Below are 18,474 nucleotides of genomic sequence, written 5' to 3'. Positions count from 1 at the left end.
GGCTATTTTTTGACGATGCTCTCGTCGGCCCTCGCAAAGATCCAGTCGATCTTTGGCTCAACCAATGGCCGGAAGACCTTCGTGATCCAGCGCATAGAAAGCAGCAGGGTGATCGCGATTCCGAGCGCGACCAGCATCAGCACACCGGCCTCCCCGAACTCGCCAAACCAGGCCACCGCACCCGAAGATCGCAGCGCCATAACGACCAGACCGTGCAATAGATACACGTAAAGCGTTCGGGTGCCCCACACCGTGATGAAGCTGTGCCCACGCGGCACCAGGATCAAAAGCGCAAGGGTCATCGCCGCAGCAACCAGGATCAGCAGCAAGCGCACTCCGGCACCACCAAGAGCAATCGCCCACCACTCAGTCGGTGACCAACCGAACACTGGCGCATGATCAAAAAGCCAGGCATAGTTGTCGCGCCAAACAACCCAAGTATCAACCCGCCATTCCTTGCGAATCGGAGCGAGCAGCGCCACCCCGAGTGCGATCACTGCGAGCGCACCAGCAGCGATGGCTCGGGTCTTGCGATCCGGCGCAGTAAACCATTGACCGCTGAGCCACCCGCGGTTCGTGATGAGCCAGCCTGCAACAAAAAACGGCAAGAAGCAGAGCGTACGTGATGCCGAAAACTGTCCACCGATAGCGGGGCTGAGGCCAGCCACGAGCGCCAGCGCGATTGAGAAGAGTAATGGGTGCTTGAGTCGCACGATGTAGGGCAGCAGAATTCGCATCGTGGCGAGGGTGACCAGAAACCACAGTGTCCATGCCGGGGCCACCAACCAGTTCTTCGACAGGTCTCGGCCACCAGCGAAGAAGTGGATGAGTGCCCAGATAACTTCCCAGCCCAACCAGGTGACCAAGAGCTGCACGGTTGATCGCACCGTTTTGAGCGTCACATCGGCTTTCGAGAACAAACCAGAAAGCGCGATCATCGCTGGCATATGAAAGAGATAGATGAAGGCGTAAAGCCCCCAACCGAGCGGAGTTTGAGACCGAATTGTTGAGATGACGTGTGCCACAACAACAAGCAAAATCAGCACAAAACGTGCGTTGTCCCACACCGCCACTCGAGGTCGAGGTGCGGTGTGGGACAAGGTTTCGCTACTCACGCGATCAAGCATAGATCGTGTGGGCGGCGAGGTGAGTTAAGAGGAGACTGTCGCAGTTTCGACGGCCTGCTTCATCTCGGTGAAGATCTGTGAGTTAAATCGGTATGAGGCGCGAACTTCATCAACCATGCGTTGGCGGCCTGCTTCGTCGAGCGATTCGCCGAGTGCGTTCAGCACGTCACGGTAGCCCTGCTTGAACTCAGCAAGGTCGCCGAGCTCGGTGAAGTCGTAGAAAGCGACGCCAGCGCGGTCGAAATCGAACTGCTTCTTCACACGCTTGGCAATCATCTGGCCACCCGAAAGGTCGCCGAGGTATCGGGTGTAGTGGTGTGCGATCAAGCCAGGCAGCCAGCCCTCAGCAGTTACCTCGCGAATACGCGCTGCATATGCCGCGGTCGCTGGGTGAGCCGAGATTTCGTCGCGCCAGTTCTCACCGAGCAAGAATTCGAGGTCTTCGATCAGGGTCTGCTCGCGCACCAGCGCTGCTGGGTGCAGTGCTGCGTAACGGGCGTCTTCGGCCAGCGCCTTCGCTGACTCTTCGAGTGCCTCGTACATGTAAAAGTGCTGCACCACGAGGTCGATGTACTCTTCGCGGGTTGCTCGCATACGCATGATGTCTTCCATCACGCTTGCGCCTTCGCTGTCTGAGTGGTCACCCCAGGTTGCGGTACGAATCTGGTACGAGAATGAACCGTCGTCTTCGGGTTTTGCGTGAGGGTTGCCGCCCTGTGCCGCGTGCGGGTTGCCGCCGCCGTGACCGTGCTCGCCGTGACCGCTGTGGCTATGTGCCTCGTGTCCGCCGGCTGATGGTGCGTGCTCTTCGCGGGCAGGCACGCCGAGCTTTTCGCAAGCGCTCTTGTACAGAGCCACAACTTCGCGACGAATCTGTGGTCGCTCGTTGATCGAGCCGCTAGGCCACTCGATACGCACCTCGTGTGCACCGCTGGCGTCTTCGACGTGCCACACTCCGGCGGCGCTATCGAGTCCAGTCATGGTGCTGGCCTGCGCCTCGGGGTAGCCGAAGGCGCGAACGATCAGCAGATTGTCTTCCGGGTGGTCCCCATTCATATGCCCTGTTACGGCATCGACCACGCTCACATCAAAGTTACTCACGTGTACATCGTAGTAAGGTTTACCTCACTTTGCACCATTCATCAGATGAAGTATGCTATGGGCGATATTTGGCGCTCCCCGCTGGATCGGCTTTACTCTCAGCGCGCCAGGGTAGAATCGCAACGTTTTCTATGCGTATAGATAAAAGAGATCGGGGACCAGTGGCTGTAACACGGACACGACGCAGGGGCATCGCCGCCATCTCGCTGCTTGCCGCAGCTGCCCTCACCCTCACCGGTTGCACCGGAAACGGGTTCGGTGGCGGAAACGGCGAAGTAAACACCATTGACGCAGGCCTCGCCGGCAGCATTGATGAGGCAATCGCCAACGCAATGCAACTGAGCCAGTCATCAAACGCCATCGTCGGCGTATGGACAGGCTCGGGTGAATACGTGCACGGCTACGGCGACGGCATTACCGCGAACGCACCCATTCGCGCAGCCCAAGCCTCACAGCCCGTGATGTGCGCACTGGTACTCGACCAGGTCGAGCAGGGCAAGCTCAAACTCGATCGCAAGCTGTCGAAAGATCTGCCTCGCCAGGTCGGCCTTGACGACATTACCTACGGCGAACTCTGCAACGCGACTTCCGGCCTCGCCGATTTCAAAGACTCGACGCTTGTAGACATCTACGCAAACAACCCCACAAGGCCCTGGTCTGACCGCGAGCTGCTGGCGCACGCGCTGCCGCACTCACCGGTAAATGCACCAGGCACCGAAGTTCACGCGTCTGACACCAATGCACTGCTGATCGCCCGCGCACTGCGCGAAAGCACCGGCACCCCTATTGCTCAGCTGCTCGAAGACCGAATCTTCGGCCCCGCAGATATGTCAAACTCCGACTACCCGCGCGACATGAATACGCAGCTCGATCTGCCAAAGGGCGGCATGAACGGCCTCACCTACTCCTCGAGCGGTGGTGCGCCAGTTTGCAACGTACCCGGCGAGGCCGAAGGTGAAACTGTCGCAGTTGATCCAACCGCAGTTCCGCACGTCAGCCCATCGATGCTCGGCGGCGCAGGCGCAACCGTGACCACGGTCAGCGACCTGAAGAAATTCTACGAGCACTACGTTTCGGGCGGCTACGGCCAGAAGTCAGCAGAACTCGTAACAACGCTTACCGTTCCACCGCCCGCCGAAGGCGCTGAACCTCCAGCCGAAGGCGAAGAGGCACCAGCCCCACCAACCAACGGCTGGACCTTCGGACTCGAAAAGCAGGGCACCCTCTACGGTCAAAGCGGCGCCATCACCGGCACACTCACCGCCGCCTACCACGACCCCGTAAACAACTTCACAGTCGTGGTTTCGCTGAACAACTCGAGCGCTGGCGCAGGATTCGTGCGCGCGCTCGCCTTCCAACTGGCAGCCGTCGCAGGCAACCCTGTGGAGTGGACCGTCGAAGACCAGACCGCAGTACTCGCCGAGCGCGCAGTCTGCCAGCCAGCCGCCGAAGCACCTGCTGAAGAGGCCCCGGCCGAATAGTAGGACAGATGGGTCAGCCTTGATAGGGTTGATCCGTTGAGGCCTTGTGCCTCTTCGGGGCCGTCGTCTAATGGTAAGACATCAGCTTCCCAAGCTGAGAACGCGGGTTCGATTCCCGTCGGCCCCTCCAAGGTCTTCTTACTCAAACTCTGCACAAAAGTTTGGGTAGCAGACCTTAGAACATCAGAAGAAACAGGTCGTCCCACAAGGGTCGGCCTGTTCTTTTTCTTTGCTTGCCTGTGTGCCGCTACTGCGGTTTTTATTTCTCGACTTGTGAGCGTCACGAATGGTTCGCGCAGTTCGGCTTCCAGGTGGAATGTGTCAGTGTCGCCTGCGTTGCGCACCACAAGCACCTGTTCAAACAGAGCCTGGTTCATTTACCGCTTGATGTAATCCGGCGCACTCGGGTACACCCGCCCAACGCACTCGGCGAGTTCCAGTGCAAGGTTGAGATTCTGTTCAACCTCCTCAACGTGCACGGTGCTGGCGTTCATCTGCGGCCCGATCTCGGTCAAGCTTCTACTGATCCGAGCTTGTTCTTTGCCGAGCAGGACGACAGGGATCGAGTCAACGTAGTGCGAATCAAGGAGCTTCATCTGTTGGCGTTCGAGTTTGTCTTCTTCGAGCTTCAGGGCGCGCTGCTCGGCTTCGGTTTGCTCGCGTGAGTCACTCAGACCTTCTCGGATAATTTCTTTCACACTGACGCATAACTCCGGGGTGAGAGCTGCACTTGCTGGTAGTGCTCTTTGAGCTTATCTTCGACTTCATAGATCAGCACGGCGTTCATGGCACGATCGTTCCGCTTCGAGTGACGTCCGGCGCACATGAAGTACGGGCACCGCACCCCGGTCTTCGATCAGCTCATGCTGACGAGCAAGCGTTCTCCGCTCCCACCGCAGTAAACGGTCGAGCGGAGCTAGTGGGGGTGCTTTCTCGTGCGCTCACCCTGATTGTGCGACTTGAGAATATCCTGCACTCGCTGCCACATCACGGTGTCCGTCAGCGGCTCGTGCCGCCCAACGTAAGTGACGCCCTGGAATCGCACCACGCCCGTGTAGTAGGGATTTCCGAGGATGCGGTAGACGTAGCTCTCCGTGATTGGCGAGGAGGACACCCTGGCGGTTGCAAGGGTGCGCGGCCCCAAACGGTTCAGGCGCGAGGCAAGTTTCACAGCCGTCCAGTCGCCCGTGGCGTACAGTTCGAACGCCTGCCGAACCAACGAGGTTCGCTCTTCGCCCAGAATTACGTTGCTGTACTCACGCCTTTCGCTGTCGAATCCTTGGTGGTTGAGGTAGCCAAGGGGCGCCTTGCCGTTGGTGCCACCTAAGAAATTAGTTCCAAGTACGCCGTACTTGCGCACTTCAATAGCGGCATGAATACACGTGCAATTCCAGCATCAAGTAACTCCACGCTGGAAATATGGCGACAGAAGAGAGTGCGGATAGCTGGGAAGCGTTCGTCCGCGAACTCAGACTCCGCCTCCAACGTGCGCGCGCAGCCACGGGCCTCAGCCAAGAGAAGATCGCTCACGCCGCGGGCATCTCAACCTTTACGTATCTTAAGCTCGAAAAGGGCGAATCGAATCCCGGTACCGCCGCAAACCCGAGGCTCAAGACGCTTGTTGCACTTGCGGAAATACTCGGCGTAAATACTCGCGACCTCCTGTCTGATGACTCTCCGAGAGTTGCCGACGGAAAGCCATAGGGCCAAGAGGGTCTACATTTATAGGCGACCAACAACACCTGATATAGCCTGGAATGTATGGATGCCGAGAATGCGGAGCAAAGAATCGTATCTCTAAAGCTTTCACTTCTCGAAAACGCATATGACTCCTTGAACGAGTCGCTAGCCAAGGTAGCTCAGGCCGCAGAAGATCCCGGCCAGTGGAAGTTTGCGGTTCTAAATCTTGTCCATGCTCTTGAGTTGCTCCTGAAGCATCGGCTCCACGAGGAACACAGGCTCCTACTTTTTGAGAATGTTGATCGACCGAATAGAACAGTTTCGCTTGAACGCGCTCTAGAGCGTTTGCGGTCCGTAGAGGTCACAATCGAACCTCGTGATGTTGCAGCCATTGACCAGGCAATCAAATGGCGTAACGCCATAACCCACTATGAGACCGACTTGTTGATACATGAAGTGCGGGAGAACTACCTTCTGATCTTTGAGTTTCTTGATTCATTTCATCTGACTCATTTTCAAGGCGGTTTGACCCAGCATTTGTCAGTGGCGAATGCTCCTACGGCGGCCCAGATGGTCCAAGAGTTTCGCAGCGAGTTCGTCGAGTTTCAAGGGCGCTCCATGCATCGAAGTTGGCCTCACAAGCTTCTCACCGCACAGAAATACCCAGAGGTGTCCTGCGAAGGTATAATTTTCCAGCGCATTCACTGGGGGCGTGAGTCCCATTGGGAGGAAACTCGAAGAGAGGGGTACGTTCCACGGGAGCACTGTCGAGACTGTGGATGCAGACTCGGTGAGTTGCATGGACCTGGATGTTGCGTGGAGGAGTGTCCTCGTTGTGGCGATCAATTCACGTACTGTGACTGCGATCTCGAGTCTGATGGACTATGGGATCTTCTGCCTCCGATCAGCGAAGAAGGACTAGAAGCATTAGAGACCCCGGAAGAGTAGGGGAGTGGTTCACTCAGGGTTCCTGCGCAGCTCTACTAATCGAATTCAGCATCGAGCACACCCGTTTTTCAAAGGATCGGACCACGGACCTAAAAGCGCCTCAGGAGGACTGTGATCTAGAGCGACAAGTCGGCCTCAACTAAAGAACAGCCCCGTCTGAACTAAGCGATGAATGGCCAAATCAGTGAGGACTTGACTTGTATGAGGTAAATGTCATACTCAGGAACAACATGAGAACGCATCTAAGAAGTCGGCCGAGTTCGTTGGAGCCTCTTTGCGTAGGAGGCCCGAATGATTGAAGATCTTGAGGCACTTGGTCCTGTAGGAAACTTAGTGAAAGCCGTCAGGGTAGACGCAGAGAACGCCACTATCCACTACCGGCTCCCAGGGGGAGGCACAGGTCGCGCCACCGGCCTAGCAAATCTCCAACATGTCGCCCCGGGAGATGTCTTGATTCTTGGTTCGGCCGGCTGGGAATCCACGCCACCGGGCTTATGGAAAGAGACCAACTCTGTGGCCGTGGTTCGCGAGGTTCTCGAAGACAATACCGTTGTAGTAGAGCTCAATCATGAGCTCAAGGTGCTGTCAAACGACTTCGATATTGAGGTAGAAAAGGGCAACACCATTGAATACAACGCCTTTGACGGTGTAATTCGAGTCATTGCTGACACTCCGATTCGGAGCAGTCTGCTGAGTCAAGAGCTTGATGTCGATGATGTCAAGGAAGCTTACCTTTGGGATGCCAGCAGTTTAGGCGCGGGATTTAGCGATTTTGGAGGCTATCCTCGCGTTAAGGAGCGTGCTCGCGAACTTATTGAAACACAGCTAGAGCGACGAGAGAAGCTGGAAAAGATCAGAGCACGTCCAGTTAAAGGAGTCCTCTTCACAGGACCGCCTGGCACCGGCAAGACTCACTTGGCACGCATCATTGCACGAGAATCCAAAGCGGAGTTCTTTCTCGTAAGTGGACCATCGATCGTAAGCAAATATGTTGGCAGTTCTGAGGATACGCTTCGAAAGATTTTCGAGGCGGCCACAAAGTGCGAATCGGGACGAGCGATCATTTTTTTCGACGAGATCGACAGTATTGCGGAGCATCGTGGTGGTGATTCTCATGAATCATCTCGGAAGCTAGTCGCTCAGTTCCTTACGCTGATGGACGGATTCGACGATCAAGGTAAAAGCGTGATGGTTATTGCGGCCACCAACCGGGTAGAAGCTCTCGATCCCGCTCTAACCAGGCCCGGTCGCTTCGATTGGGAAATTGAGTTTGGCCTGCCCACCATGCAGGACCGGTTTGAGATTCTTAGCGTGCGCGCGAACCAACTTGAAACCATCGGAGAACTACCGCTTGAGGATATCGCCCTCCTAACAGAAGGATGGTCCGCAGCAGAGCTCACTGCAATATGGACAGAAGCAGCATTGGTCGCAGCCGGTGATGATCGTGAGGCCATATCGCCTGAAGATGTCTCCGTTGCGTATGAACGAGTTTCGCAAAGACCTAAACGCACAGAGGCGAAGGAGGTGTCGAAATGAGTTTGCGTGACAGGTGGCGGCGCTGGCGGAATAGGCCAAAGAAGCAAAAGGAGATGTCCAAGCCGACTGATGTCTCCAAGGATAATCTTCGCGAGTTTGTGTACCTAGACGAAGTCACGTTGACAAGCCTTCTCTCCTCGATAAAAGGAGACCTCCGGGAGGGACGATCCGAGAGCAGTTCCGATGAGTTCCAAGCTGAACTAGAAGCCTCCCTAGAAGCGAGTAACCCACTTGCTGGCAAGGCCGGTGCATCATCCCGGTTTCAGACCACAAACAGCACATCAATTCAGACGTCTAGAAAGTCAACGGTTCAGTCTTGGTTTAGGGACTTTCGTGCCATCCCAGGCTTAAGGCTGGTCGACAAATCAACCCCAGAGCGCCCTGCTTCTTCACTCGAAGCCTTGCTCTCCACTACAGACACATCGCTCCTACTCAACGAAGAACGCCTTGTCCGAGGAGAACTCATCGAGTTTCGGGTTCGACTCTCCACCGATCCCGTGTTCCATCTCAGCACGGTCACAAGTGAGCTTTCCGGCATGGCAGATGACTATCCTGAGATGTTTGCGGCCCAAGGTGGTGCAGCGGCCCTTCAGGAAGTGCAACCAGTAAAGAAGATTCTCGAGCGTCTCCTGGCTGGGCTGGTTCCCATCCGAGCGCAGGTGATCGACTACTCAGTCATCAACGTGGAGAACACTCGGTATATCGTGCATAACCAGCTCATTGAAGAGTTAGACGTTGCAGCTGAGCCTTTGGAACTAGTGGGGGTTACAGAGCACTTGGCATATTGGAAGGATCTACGCCGAGTCTTGTTCTCAGAGGCCGAGTTCACTGTGCTTGGTCGCATCTCTCGAAGTGGAGTTCAAGCCTCTTGGACTCCTGTGAAGCTAGCAGATCTCTTCCGTGAGATGGTTCCAGACCTCGTGGGCCAAATACACGCTGCAGGCAGGGTTTCATTCACACCGCAAAAGACTGCACCGGATGCCAATAGCGTGAAGCTGCGAGCTGCACTCCTTCGGTATCACGAATCTGTGACTTCTGAACTGGATGTCAGGCTGAATGCGGAACAAGATGAGTGTATCTCCGAACAATTAGATGTGCTCAGCCTTCGCTCCGCTTCGGTATCCGACCAGAAAACCGCATTCAAACTGATAAGAACCTATCTAGAAGGACTTACCGACAAGGCCCTGCATCCAGATCGTGACCTTGAGATAAGGGAAGAAGCCCGTGCCGCCGAGGGATTGTCTCTTTTCCCTGTTCTTGAATCCCAGCCCTCCGCTGCCTCGAGCAATCAAAAACTCAAGGCAGTACAGGCACCGGAAAACCTCATAGATACGGAAATCATCGCGATCTACTGGTAATGGAGCAGCATCAGCTATCGCAACCAGTCGTGCCTATCCCTGATCTGCACTCCACATGCCCGAAGATACTTCGTCGCCGTGGTTCCCGTCGTGCCGAACCGCTCGCCAACTTTGTCGAGTGAGAGCCCCGTCTCATAGAGCCGCTCCATCTCACGCAGCTGCGCCTCATCAAAGCGTTTCTCGCGCGCTGAGAGGCCTGCATTTTGAAGATGTCGACTGATCGTCGTCCGGCTGCATCCAGAGGCGTCTGCGAGCGCCAGAGTGGTCTTTCCTTCGCGAAACTGACGAATGATCTCCTTAATCTCAAGGGCAGACAACCGGTGCTGAGTCTGCTTTCTCTCGGTCGATACCTCGTACCCCGGCACAATGGACGAGCAAGAATGCTCCAATGTCTCGCGAGGAACGTAGTCGCGAATGAAGCCGAGAAGGGCCCTCCAATTTTGCGAGTCAGCCACTGATAGCCCCTCCAAATGAAGCCCCGCCCATCGAGCAAGTCGAGATGTGCGGGGCTTTTCTTTTTGGCCCCGCCCCCGATCAGGTGGCACCCGGTACGCTTGTGGGCATGCGTATCGCCACTTGGAACGTGAACTCTATTCGTACCCGCGCCCCACGAGTGGTCGACTGGCTCGTTCGCGAAGACATCGACGTACTGGCGATGCAAGAGATCAAGTGCAAGCCAGAGCAGTTTCCGGTCGAACTGTTTGAGCAGGCCGGTTACCAGCTCGAAATTCACGGCCTCAACCAGTGGAACGGTGTTGCCTTTGCGAGCCGCCACGAAATGACCGACGTCGCCCGTGGCTTCGAAGGCATGCCCGGGTTTGGCAAGCCGATCAAGGGCCAAGAAGCCGTACAAGGAGAAGGCCCGAATGGTCTGCCGCTTGAAGCACGTGCCCTCGGCGTAACCGTTGGCGACCTGCGCCTGTGGAGCCTCTACGTGCCCAATGGCCGCTCGCTCGACGATCCGCATTTTGAATACAAGCTTGAGTGGCTGAACGCGCTCCGCGCGAATGCAGAACGCTGGATCGCAGAAGACCCCGAGCTACCACTCGCACTGATGGGTGACTTCAATATCGCCCCACTGCCAGCAGACATGGGCGATCCAACGTTTATTGAGGGTGTGAGCACCCATGTATCTCCGGTTGAGCGCAAAACATTCGAAGCGTTCCTGCCAACTGTGCAAGATGTTGTGCGTCCGATTGTGCCAGAGGGCTACACCTTCTGGGACTACAAGCAGCTGCGATTTCCACGCAACGAGGGCATGCGAATTGACTTCATCATGGGCTCGCAGGCGTTCGCCGACACCGTCACCGATGCGTCAATTCACCGCGACGAACGCAAGGGTGATGGCCCGAGCGACCACGTTCCGGTGGTCTGCGATATCGACCCGACCCTACTCGGCGACACCTTTGAAGACGAATACGATCGGCCGATGATCTTCGGTTAAGCGGGCAAATCCACGTAGTTGATTTCTTGTAGCGTCGCTTCAGCTGCGCCCGCACTCAACTCTGCGGCCAAGGCCACGAGCGGTTCGACCTCACCAGCGGCGACCGCAAAAGCGCGCTCGACCACATCGCTATAGGCCGCCTCACCGACGATCCAGCCGCGACGTCTCGCCTCAGCCTCAAGCTGCGCGGCAACATCGTAGGAGGTGCGAACCAGCACCTCCTGACGCTGCGCTCGGGTGACCCGGTCGGCGTTCAGTACCGCATCGGCCACCGCAGCACGGTAGGCCCGGGTAAGGCCGCCAGCGCCAAGCAAGACACCACCAAAATAACGAGTCACCACCGCGACCACATCGCTCAGACCAGCGCTCGTAAGCGCATCAAGCATGGGCGCACCGGCTGTGCCGCCCGGCTCACCATCATCGTTCGAGCGCTGGGTGCGCTGGCCAGGTCCAAGCACAAATGCGCTGCAGTGATGCCTGGCCTTCGGGTGCTCGTCGCGTGCGGCAGCAATCACTGCTCGGGCTTCAGCCTCGGTTTCTACGCGTTCGATTCTCGTGAGAAATCGTGAGCGCGAGATCTCGAGTTCGGCCGCGGCCGGTTTCGCGATGGTCTGATACTCCACCCCTCTATTCTTGCGCGCTTCGCGAGAGAAGGCACAGGGCGCGTTGGATCACGAGCACTATGCTCGAACCATGCCAGTTCGAGTGGATGCGTGGGTTTGGGCGGTACGTCTCGCCAAAACGCGCAGTCAAGCGACCGCCGCAGTGAAAGCTGGTCACGTGCGCGTGAACGATGCGCCAGCGAAACCCGCACAGCCCGTGAACATCGGTGACACCGTGCGCGTTCGGCTGCATGGGTTTGAAAAGATCTACCGGGTGGCGGCTCTCGCCACTCGGCGCGGCAGTGCGAGTGAGGCTGCACTCCTTTATGAAGACCTCACTCCACCACCGCCACCGAAAGTGGAGCGCCCGGCAGATGTGATTCGTGATCGCGGAGCCGGTAGGCCCACGAAACGAGATCGCCGCGAAATCGACCGGTTGCGTGGGCGCGCTGAGGAACTGTAGCGGCACGGTCCGCCCGCGGTTACCCTTCGGCGCGAAGGGGGTCGCAGGGTTCAGCCCCGCGACCCCACCAACTAGTCCTTTGCGGCGAGCGCGTCTTTCAGCTTGACCTTGGCGCCGGTGCGCAGAATCGATCCCTCGTAGATACGAGCGCCGAGCCACCACACGATAGCGATTGAGACAGCAAGCACGCCGAGCGAAAGAAGCGGCTCCCACCACTCGGCAACACCCAAGTACAGTCGCATCGGCATGCCGATGGGAGCCGATAACGGAACGTAGCTCATGATCGCAAGAATCTTCAGGTCTGTGCTGAAGGCGACAATCGCGATGTACGGGATCATTACGAGCCACATCACCGGACTGATCGCCGAGCCAACGTCTTCTTGCCTTGAGACGAGAGAAGCGAGCGCCGCATAGAGCGATGCCAGCAGCACGAATCCGAATGCAAACAGAATCGCGAACCAGATCAGCGCCGTGCCGAGTTCGCCCAGCAGCAGATCCTGACCTGTGGCGAGCATCCCGACTGAGCTGAGCGCTGCAATTGCAACCACTTGGCCGAGCGCCAGAATGCTGTTGCCGAGAATCTTGCCGGCAAGAATTGAGCGTGCCGAAACTGTTGCCAACAGAATCTCAACGATGCGGGTTTGCTTCTCCTCGACCACACTTTGCGCGATGGTCGCACCGAAGGTAATCGCGCTCATCATGAAAACAACGCCAAAGGCAATGGCGATGAAATAGGCGAGCATCGGGTTTTCGGCGGTTGGCGCCAGCAATTCGATCTCGGGTGAAACCGAGAGCGCTTGAACGAGCGACATTGGTGGACTATCGGCAGCGAGCACGGCAACCCCGGCAGGGCTTGACGCATCAGGCACCACGGCCGCGTCTACTGTTTCGTCGAGCACGGCCGCTTCGGCAGCAGCTCGATCGGCCACCGTCGTTACTTCAAAGGTGTCCGTGCTCACCTGGTTGGCGGTCTCGGCAACCACCGCGACCTTGGTTGGCCCGCCGAAGCCTCCGGTGTTCGAAGAGATGCCGCTAAACAGTACGGTACCGAGCACCAGCAGAAGCAACATGCCGGTGGAAATCAGAAAGGCTTTGCTGCGCAGCTTCGTACTGATCTCGCGTTCAGCGACAAGCCAGGTTGCCTGCGCTGCACTGATCCGCTGTGCTGACCCCGCTGACCTTGAGCCGGAAGTGGTTGATGCCTGGTTCTGGGTTGGCGAATTCACTGCACTACCTCCTTGAAGATTTGTGCGAGCGACGGCGTGATCTTGCCAAATCGTTGCACCTTCGAATCGTTTGCTGTTTCGTCGACTCCAGAGACGGCTCGGGCGAGCACCCGCTGCGCTTCAGCCTCAGTTTCGGCTTCAAAACGCACGTATCCACCGTCAAGGTGAGTCACGCGCACACCTGCCTGGTCGCGTACCCAGCCAGCGTCGGCCTGCGCACCGGTCAGTTCAAGTTCAAATTCGCGCCCAGAGTGCCGTGCGCGCAGTTCTTCGCGCGATCCAGCGGCAAGAATTCGACCAGCACCGATGACGACCACATCGTCGCAAAGGCGCTCAACGATGTCGAGTTGGTGAGAGGAGAACAGCACGGGCACGCCCTGGGCCGCATAGTCGCGCAGCACACCGAGCACGACGTCAACCGCCATTGGGTCAAGGCCCGAGAACGGCTCATCGAGCACAAGAGCACTCGGTCGGTGCACCAGCGCGGCAGCAATCTGGGCTCGCTGCTGGTTGCCGAGTGACAGGCTTTCGAGGGTGTCATTGCCGCGCTCGCCAAGGCCGAGGCGCTCAAGTAGGCCGTCGACTTCGTTGCGAGCATCGCTCGTTGAGAGTCCGTGTAGTCGTCCGAGGTACACCAGCTGTTCGGCGACCTTCATCTTTGGGTAGAGGCCGCGTTCTTCTGGCATATACCCAAACCGGGCACGGTCTGCGGCGGTGATTGGCGCCCCATGCAAGGTCACGCTGCCTGAGTTTGCCGCTAGCACCCCGAGAATAATTCTCATCGTGGTGGTTTTGCCTGCACCGTTGCCGCCAACAAAGCCCGTCATTCGGCCACCGGCAACGCTGAAGCTCACGTCTTCGAGCACCTTGCGGTCGCCGAAGCTTCGAGTTATTGAGTTCAACTCGATCATGTCGCCTCCCCCTCGTAAATAAGTACCGTGCTTAGGTATCGTGTGTGACGCCCCGCCCGCTGCGAAGCTTGATAGTTCTAAATTATGGTTTTCTGGGCGACGTGGGATCCCCCTCGAGTCGGAATCTTGAGCGTGTGCAAAGGCCGCGCTTCCGCCGCAGGGCTGAGGCGGCTTTATCGACAGGTGACTAGCCTTAGAACTATGACGCGAACGCAGGGGCAGGGCTGGTCACGCCCGCGGATAAACGAGACTGGCTTGCGCAATGACGCCATTTTGGCTGCTCTGCTCGCGCTCGGCGCTGTCACGACTTCGCTTCTTTACGAGCGCAGTGGTCTCTACGCAGATGTCGCACCCGTTTGGGTGTGGGTCATTGGGCTCGGACTTTGCACACTGCCACTCGCATTGCGACGTAAATACCCGGTGCCAGTTGCGCTTGCTGTTGGCGCTGGATTTTTTGTCTGTGGCCAATTTGCTGTGCCAGAAGCCCTGATGATCAACATCTGCTTCTTTATCGCGCTCTATACGGTTGGCGCGTGGGAATCTAACCGTTCTCTCGCGATGTGGAGCCTCATTCTTATCGCGATCGCCATGTGCACTTGGCAGATCGTGTGGCTGATCATTTCTTCGTCTGACCCCAACTGGCTGCCGGGATTTTCACGCGTTGGCTTGTTCTCGGCTTTTGCGACCTTCGCAGCACTGCAGATCATCATGAATCTGTTCTATTTCGCTGGCGCACTGTTTTTCGGTCTGAGCGCTTGGCGGGCAGCCCGTACCAAGGCGGTACTTGAAGCGCAGGGACGCGAGCTGGAGCTTGAGCGACGAACCAGCGCAACCCAGGCTGTGGCTCTTGACCGCCTGAGCATTGCGCGCGAGTTGCACGACGTTGTCGCACATCACGTCTCGGTTATGGGGTTGCAAGCCGCTGCCGCTCGCCTGTCGCTCGACAATGATCCAGCGACTGCGAAGCAGGCCCTCAGCGTGGTTGAAGAGAGCGCGCACACCGCGGTCGCCGAATTGCGCTCGCTCGTACACACGCTGCGCAGCCCGGAGCCCGATGAACCAGGCTCGACCGTGGGCGTCGCGCGTATTCCGATGCTTGCCACCGAAGCTCAAAACTCTGGCACGCCAACCACTTTTATTGTGGCTGGCGAGCCGCGGGCGTTGCCTCTGCTTGTTGATGTTGCCCTTTACCGTGTGGCTCAGGAGGCCCTCACCAATGTGCGTAAGCACGCTGGTCGAGGGGCAAGCGCAGAGATTCGTTTGCGGTTTGCTGAAGAGAGCGTGGAACTTGAAGTTACCGACAATGGAGTGCGGCAATCGCTGCGTGGATCTGGCACTGGCGCTGGATCGCTGCTCCCTGGTGCGGGCCTTGGACTTCGGGGAATGCGAGAACGGCTTGGCGCCGTTGGCGGCAGCCTTGAAACTCAGCGGCGCGAAGTCTCACGCGGGCCAGAAACCAGCGGATTCTTGCTGCGAGCCACCGTGCCCCTCGCGCCGACACCGCTCACATCGACACCGCTTGTTGCTGGCCGAAGCGCCTCAACCACACCCCCTACGGAGCAACACGCATGATTCGAGTTTTGTTGGTTGACGACCAAGCGCTGGTGCGCTCAGGGTTTCGGGTGATCCTCGAAACCCAACAAGATATTGAGGTTATCGGCGAAGCAGAAAACGGGCTCGAAGCGGTCGAGCTTGCTGCCGAGCTCACCCCAGACGTGATCTGCATGGATGTCGAGATGCCGCAGCTCAACGGTATTGAAGCGAGCCGTCAGATTCTCACCGCTGCCGCGAACCCCAAAAACTCGCTAGGTGCACCCGCGATTTTGGTGCTCACCACTTTTGGGCACGAAGAGTACATCTTTGATGCGCTCGCTGCGGGAGTCAGCGGGTTTCTGCTCAAAACCTCACGCGCCGAACAGTTGGTCGATGCTGTGCGGACGCTTGCAGCGGGCGGTGCTTTGCTCGGACCAGATGTGACCCGCGCCGTGATGCAGCGGGTCTCGGCGCAGCATGTCGAGCAGCCCGGCGCTGTGCCGCAGCCGTCGCGCGCTGCGGCCACCGACGGAACCACTTCTCACGGCGAAGCCACAAGCAACGCCACTGCTGGGCTCAATAACACTGCCGCGATGGATGCCGCGGGGCTCACCGATCGAGAGCGCGAGGTGTTGGCGCTGGTTGCAACCGGTCGTTCAAATGGCGAGATCGCCATCGAACTTTTTCTCGGCGCGGCAACCGTGAAAACGCACGTGTCAAACCTGCTGCAGAAGCTCGGTGCGCGTGATCGTGTGCAGCTTGTAGTGTGGGCGCACACAATCGGTGCTGAAGTTTTATAGAGAGCACGCTGGATCAACCGGCCAGCGCAGAAAACCCTCTGCACTTGCCCCAGTGTTTTCCGTCACTTTGCCAGAATTCGGCGGTTCACGTCGTGGCGTGCCGCAAGACTGCGCTAGCGTCGAAGTATGGAACGCGAACTGGACAACGAGTACGACGTCGCCGCGGACCGGCTAGATGATACGCCGATTTTCGATGAGCTTCTGTCGGGCTACCGTGAAACGTACCCAGGCATTCTGCAACCGCTCGTTGTTCGCGCTCGCACCCAGGCTCGTGCTGGTTCACGCCACGCCTAAGTTAAGCGTTCTCAGCAGTCACCTTCACCAGGCAGTTACCCCGCCGCACACTCTTCGCTCTGCTCGTTGATCACCCATGAGCTAGCCGAACGTTCAAGCACGATCGTGCCGCATTTCCCGGAGCTGACGTAGGTCGAAAAGAGCGTCGCTTCGTTCTCGCTTTCTGAAACCACGCTCACCTCTACCTCAGCGTCTGTACCGGTAGCAGCATAGGCCGCAGCGGTTACTGTGACCATCTCTTCGCATGATCCCGGGGCGGTACCAAAGCTTGCCGTCATTTCGGCAAGCATGCGTTCGACCAGTTCGTCACTCATCATCGAGCAAGCAAGCTTTGCGTCAGGTTCGCGCGAGGCAGTAAGCCAAGCACGATAGGCCTCTTCTGGGCTTTGCGTTGCACCAGTTTCTGCAGCGCCCGCATCGTTCGTCGGAGCTTCTGACACGGTCTCTGGCGCAGTTGTTTCGGGGGCACTAGCGCATGAGGTGAGCAGCGCGGCAGCTGCGAGACCAACCAAGACTAGGGAAGAACGGAATGTACGCATAACCTGCAATCTGATTTGGGGAGCTGTTATGTACTGTACCGTTCGCTTCAAAAGCACCGCAGATATTTCGAATGGTTGAGCAACACTTTGTGGGCCTCTCTTGACAGGCCGCTGACACGGTGATCGACTTTTGACGTGGGACCAAGCAATGAGGAGTCACGATGAAGTTCAAGAACAACGAGACGACCAGCACAAAGAAAGACGCCACCGCCACAGCACCGGTGCTCGCGATACCACGAAAAATCAACCCCTTCACATTTGGCCTTGTTGGCACGCTTGGTGTGCTGGTGGCACTACTCATCGGCGCGGTTGTTGGTCAGCTAGCCACCGTGCTCGTCTACATCGGCGTCGCGCTGTTTCTTGCCCTGGGGCTCGACCCCATAGTGAGATTTCTTGAGCGAAAACTACCTCGTCCGGCTGCGGTTACCTCTGTGGTGCTCGGCGTGATTATTGTCTTCGCGGGGATCATGCTCGCCATCATCCCGATCCTGATCGACCAGATTGCCACTCTCATCAAAGACGCACCCGGCATGGTGCAAGACATCACGACAAGCTCATGGTTCGTGCACTTCACGGAGCAGTACGGGGATTCGGTCAACAAGGGCATTCAGGGGGCCCTGCAGTTCATTCAAGACCCCAATAACCTCACCCAGATCGGCGGCGGGCTACTCGCGGTCGGTGCCGGTATCGCCGGCGGTGTCACCGGCGTCATGATCGTTCTGATCTTGACGCTCTACTTCATGGCGTCGCTGCGCTCAATGAAGGGTGTAGCTGCACGATTTGTGCCTGCCTACGCTCGCCCACGCTTCTCCGAGCTGCTCGAGGATGTCTCTGGTGCAGTAGGTCGCTACGTGATCGGCCAGGTCAGTTTGGCCACCATTAACGGCGTGCTCAGCCTCATCTTCCTCAGCATTGTTGGTGCACCGATGCCAGCGCTTTTGGCACTTGTGGCGTTTATCGGCTCGCTGATCCCACTTGTTGGCACCCTGAGCGGTTCGATTATCAATACCCTGCTCTGCTTCTTTGTCTCGCCGACAACCGCGCTCATCACCGGCATCTACTACCTTGTCTACATGCAGATCGAGGCGTATGTGATCAGCCCAAGAATCATGAGCAAGGCAGTTGCGGTGCCCGGGGCGATCGTAGTGATTGCCGCGGTCGGTGGCGGCAGCCTCGGCGGAGTGCTCGGTGCGCTAGTTGCAATTCCGGTTGCCGCGAGTGCGATCATCATCATTCAAAAAGTGCTCTTCCCCGCGCAAGACGCTAAAAAGGTCGCACCAAAACAGGAGCCAATTGCTTAGCAGGTAGCTCGGCACTTGATTCACCCCTACCCCGCGCTTGGATCAGCGGGGCGAGAAATATGGCGCAATAAACGCGTGTCCAAATTCGTGTCCGAGCTACGCTCAGGAAGGCTCACACGAAAGGCATTCC

At 57.7% G+C, this 18,474-nt stretch carries 20 protein-coding genes and 1 tRNA gene; 12 read left to right on the top strand and 9 right to left on the bottom strand.

The annotated features are described in order from the left end of the window. Positions 1–2: 2 nt before the first annotated feature. A complete protein-coding gene (locus tag QBL02_RS08530) occupies positions 3–1,115 on the bottom strand; it encodes an acyltransferase family protein (protein ID WP_282725989.1) in 1,113 nt (370 codons plus the stop codon). Positions 1,116–1,151: 36 nt separating this feature from the next. Further along, positions 1,152–2,228: a biliverdin-producing heme oxygenase gene (locus tag QBL02_RS08525; RefSeq protein WP_282725988.1), complete on the bottom strand. Its 1,077-nt coding sequence runs from the start codon at positions 2,226–2,228 to the stop codon at positions 1,152–1,154. Between the two features lie 161 nt (positions 2,229–2,389). Here QBL02_RS08525 and QBL02_RS08520 point away from each other — a divergent pair, with 161 nt between their 5' ends. Together QBL02_RS08520 and QBL02_RS08515 are read left to right on the top strand one after the other, a co-directional pair. Continuing rightward, positions 2,390–3,709 carry a serine hydrolase domain-containing protein gene (locus QBL02_RS08520; protein ID WP_282725987.1) on the top strand — a complete coding sequence of 440 codons (1,320 nt, stop codon included), beginning with the start codon at positions 2,390–2,392 and terminating at the stop codon, positions 3,707–3,709. A gap of 56 nt (positions 3,710–3,765) precedes the next feature. Further along, positions 3,766–3,839 (top strand) — tRNA-Gly (locus QBL02_RS08515). A gap of 247 nt (positions 3,840–4,086) precedes the next feature. Here QBL02_RS08515 and QBL02_RS08510 read toward each other — a convergent pair. Further along, on the bottom strand, positions 4,087–4,407 hold the full coding sequence (locus QBL02_RS08510; protein ID WP_282725986.1) for a hypothetical protein: 321 nt from the start codon (positions 4,405–4,407) through the stop codon (positions 4,087–4,089). Between the two features lie 218 nt (positions 4,408–4,625). Then, positions 4,626–5,069 (bottom strand): recombinase family protein, encoded by a 444-nt coding sequence (locus tag QBL02_RS08505; protein ID WP_282725985.1) that lies wholly within the window; start codon positions 5,067–5,069, stop codon positions 4,626–4,628. 59 nt (positions 5,070–5,128) lie between these two features. On the opposite strand from QBL02_RS08505, the gene QBL02_RS08500 reads away from it, so the two are divergent. The 4 genes from QBL02_RS08500 (at position 5,129) to QBL02_RS08485 (ending at position 9,231) form a co-directional block, all read left to right on the top strand. After that, positions 5,129–5,413, top strand: coding sequence for a helix-turn-helix transcriptional regulator (locus tag QBL02_RS08500; protein ID WP_282725984.1), 285 nt, complete (start codon positions 5,129–5,131; stop codon positions 5,411–5,413). Positions 5,414–5,470: 57 nt separating this feature from the next. Further along, positions 5,471–6,337 (top strand): hypothetical protein, encoded by an 867-nt coding sequence (locus QBL02_RS08495; protein WP_282725983.1) that lies wholly within the window; start codon positions 5,471–5,473, stop codon positions 6,335–6,337. Between the two features lie 291 nt (positions 6,338–6,628). Next, positions 6,629–7,873, top strand: coding sequence for an AAA family ATPase (locus QBL02_RS08490; RefSeq protein WP_282725982.1), 1,245 nt, complete (start codon positions 6,629–6,631; stop codon positions 7,871–7,873). Continuing rightward, positions 7,870–9,231 carry a hypothetical protein gene (locus QBL02_RS08485; RefSeq protein ID WP_282725981.1) on the top strand — a complete coding sequence of 454 codons (1,362 nt, stop codon included), beginning with the start codon at positions 7,870–7,872 and terminating at the stop codon, positions 9,229–9,231. Before QBL02_RS08490 ends, QBL02_RS08485 begins: the two co-directional genes overlap by 4 nt. Positions 9,232–9,245: 14 nt before the next feature. On the opposite strand, the gene QBL02_RS08480 is transcribed toward QBL02_RS08485, so the two are convergent. Continuing rightward, positions 9,246–9,686, bottom strand: a complete 441-nt coding sequence (locus tag QBL02_RS08480; RefSeq protein WP_282725980.1) for a hypothetical protein — start codon at positions 9,684–9,686, stop codon at positions 9,246–9,248. A 107-nt stretch (positions 9,687–9,793) separates the two neighbouring features. On the opposite strand from QBL02_RS08480, the gene QBL02_RS08475 reads away from it, so the two are divergent. Further along, complete coding sequence (locus tag QBL02_RS08475; protein WP_282725979.1) at positions 9,794–10,675, top strand: exodeoxyribonuclease III; 882 nt, start codon at positions 9,794–9,796, stop codon at positions 10,673–10,675. Here the strand turns inward: QBL02_RS08475 and QBL02_RS08470 are convergent. Then, positions 10,672–11,298, bottom strand: a complete 627-nt coding sequence (locus tag QBL02_RS08470) for a YigZ family protein (RefSeq protein ID WP_282725978.1) — start codon at positions 11,296–11,298, stop codon at positions 10,672–10,674. The two genes, QBL02_RS08475 and QBL02_RS08470, sit on opposite strands and share 4 nt — an antisense overlap. 70 nt (positions 11,299–11,368) lie before the next feature. Between QBL02_RS08470 and QBL02_RS08465 the strand changes: the two genes are divergently transcribed. Further along, on the top strand, positions 11,369–11,740 hold the full coding sequence (locus QBL02_RS08465) for an RNA-binding S4 domain-containing protein (RefSeq protein WP_282725977.1): 372 nt from the start codon (positions 11,369–11,371) through the stop codon (positions 11,738–11,740). 71 nt (positions 11,741–11,811) lie between these two features. Here the strand turns inward: QBL02_RS08465 and QBL02_RS08460 are convergent, their stop codons facing one another. Together QBL02_RS08460 and QBL02_RS08455 are read right to left on the bottom strand one after the other, a co-directional pair. After that, positions 11,812–12,966 carry an ABC transporter permease gene (locus QBL02_RS08460; protein ID WP_282725976.1) on the bottom strand — a complete coding sequence of 385 codons (1,155 nt, stop codon included), beginning with the start codon at positions 12,964–12,966 and terminating at the stop codon, positions 11,812–11,814. After that, the gene (locus tag QBL02_RS08455; protein WP_282725975.1) at positions 12,963–13,877 is read right to left on the bottom strand and encodes an ATP-binding cassette domain-containing protein; all 915 of its coding nucleotides are present in this window, start codon (positions 13,875–13,877) and stop codon (positions 12,963–12,965) included. Before QBL02_RS08455 ends, QBL02_RS08460 begins: the two co-directional genes overlap by 4 nt. A 201-nt stretch (positions 13,878–14,078) precedes the next feature. On the opposite strand from QBL02_RS08455, the gene QBL02_RS08450 reads away from it, so the two are divergent. The 3 genes from QBL02_RS08450 (at position 14,079) to QBL02_RS08440 (ending at position 16,504) form a co-directional block, all read left to right on the top strand. Further along, on the top strand, positions 14,079–15,449 hold the full coding sequence (locus QBL02_RS08450) for a histidine kinase (protein WP_282725974.1): 1,371 nt from the start codon (positions 14,079–14,081) through the stop codon (positions 15,447–15,449). Next, positions 15,446–16,210, top strand: coding sequence for a response regulator transcription factor (locus tag QBL02_RS08445; RefSeq protein ID WP_282725973.1), 765 nt, complete (start codon positions 15,446–15,448; stop codon positions 16,208–16,210). Before QBL02_RS08450 ends, QBL02_RS08445 begins: the two co-directional genes overlap by 4 nt. Positions 16,211–16,336: 126 nt before the next feature. Then, entirely contained in the window at positions 16,337–16,504 is a 168-nt protein-coding gene (locus tag QBL02_RS08440) for a hypothetical protein (RefSeq protein ID WP_282725972.1), read from the top strand. 35 nt (positions 16,505–16,539) lie between these two features. Here QBL02_RS08440 and QBL02_RS08435 read toward each other — a convergent pair whose 3' ends face one another. Further along, positions 16,540–17,043 (bottom strand): hypothetical protein, encoded by a 504-nt coding sequence (locus QBL02_RS08435; RefSeq protein ID WP_282725971.1) that lies wholly within the window; start codon positions 17,041–17,043, stop codon positions 16,540–16,542. Between the two features lie 161 nt (positions 17,044–17,204). On the opposite strand from QBL02_RS08435, the gene QBL02_RS08430 reads away from it, so the two are divergent. Next, positions 17,205–18,344, top strand: a complete 1,140-nt coding sequence (locus QBL02_RS08430) for an AI-2E family transporter (protein ID WP_282725970.1) — start codon at positions 17,205–17,207, stop codon at positions 18,342–18,344. Positions 18,345–18,474 lie beyond the last annotated feature (130 nt).

It is taken from the genome of Leucobacter sp. UT-8R-CII-1-4 (assembly GCF_030010235.1).
In the GTDB taxonomy this organism is placed as follows: Bacteria; Actinomycetota; Actinomycetes; order Actinomycetales; family Microbacteriaceae; genus Leucobacter.
Note: the sequence above shows the minus strand (reverse complement) of the source record. Positions and strands in the feature narration are given on the sequence as shown.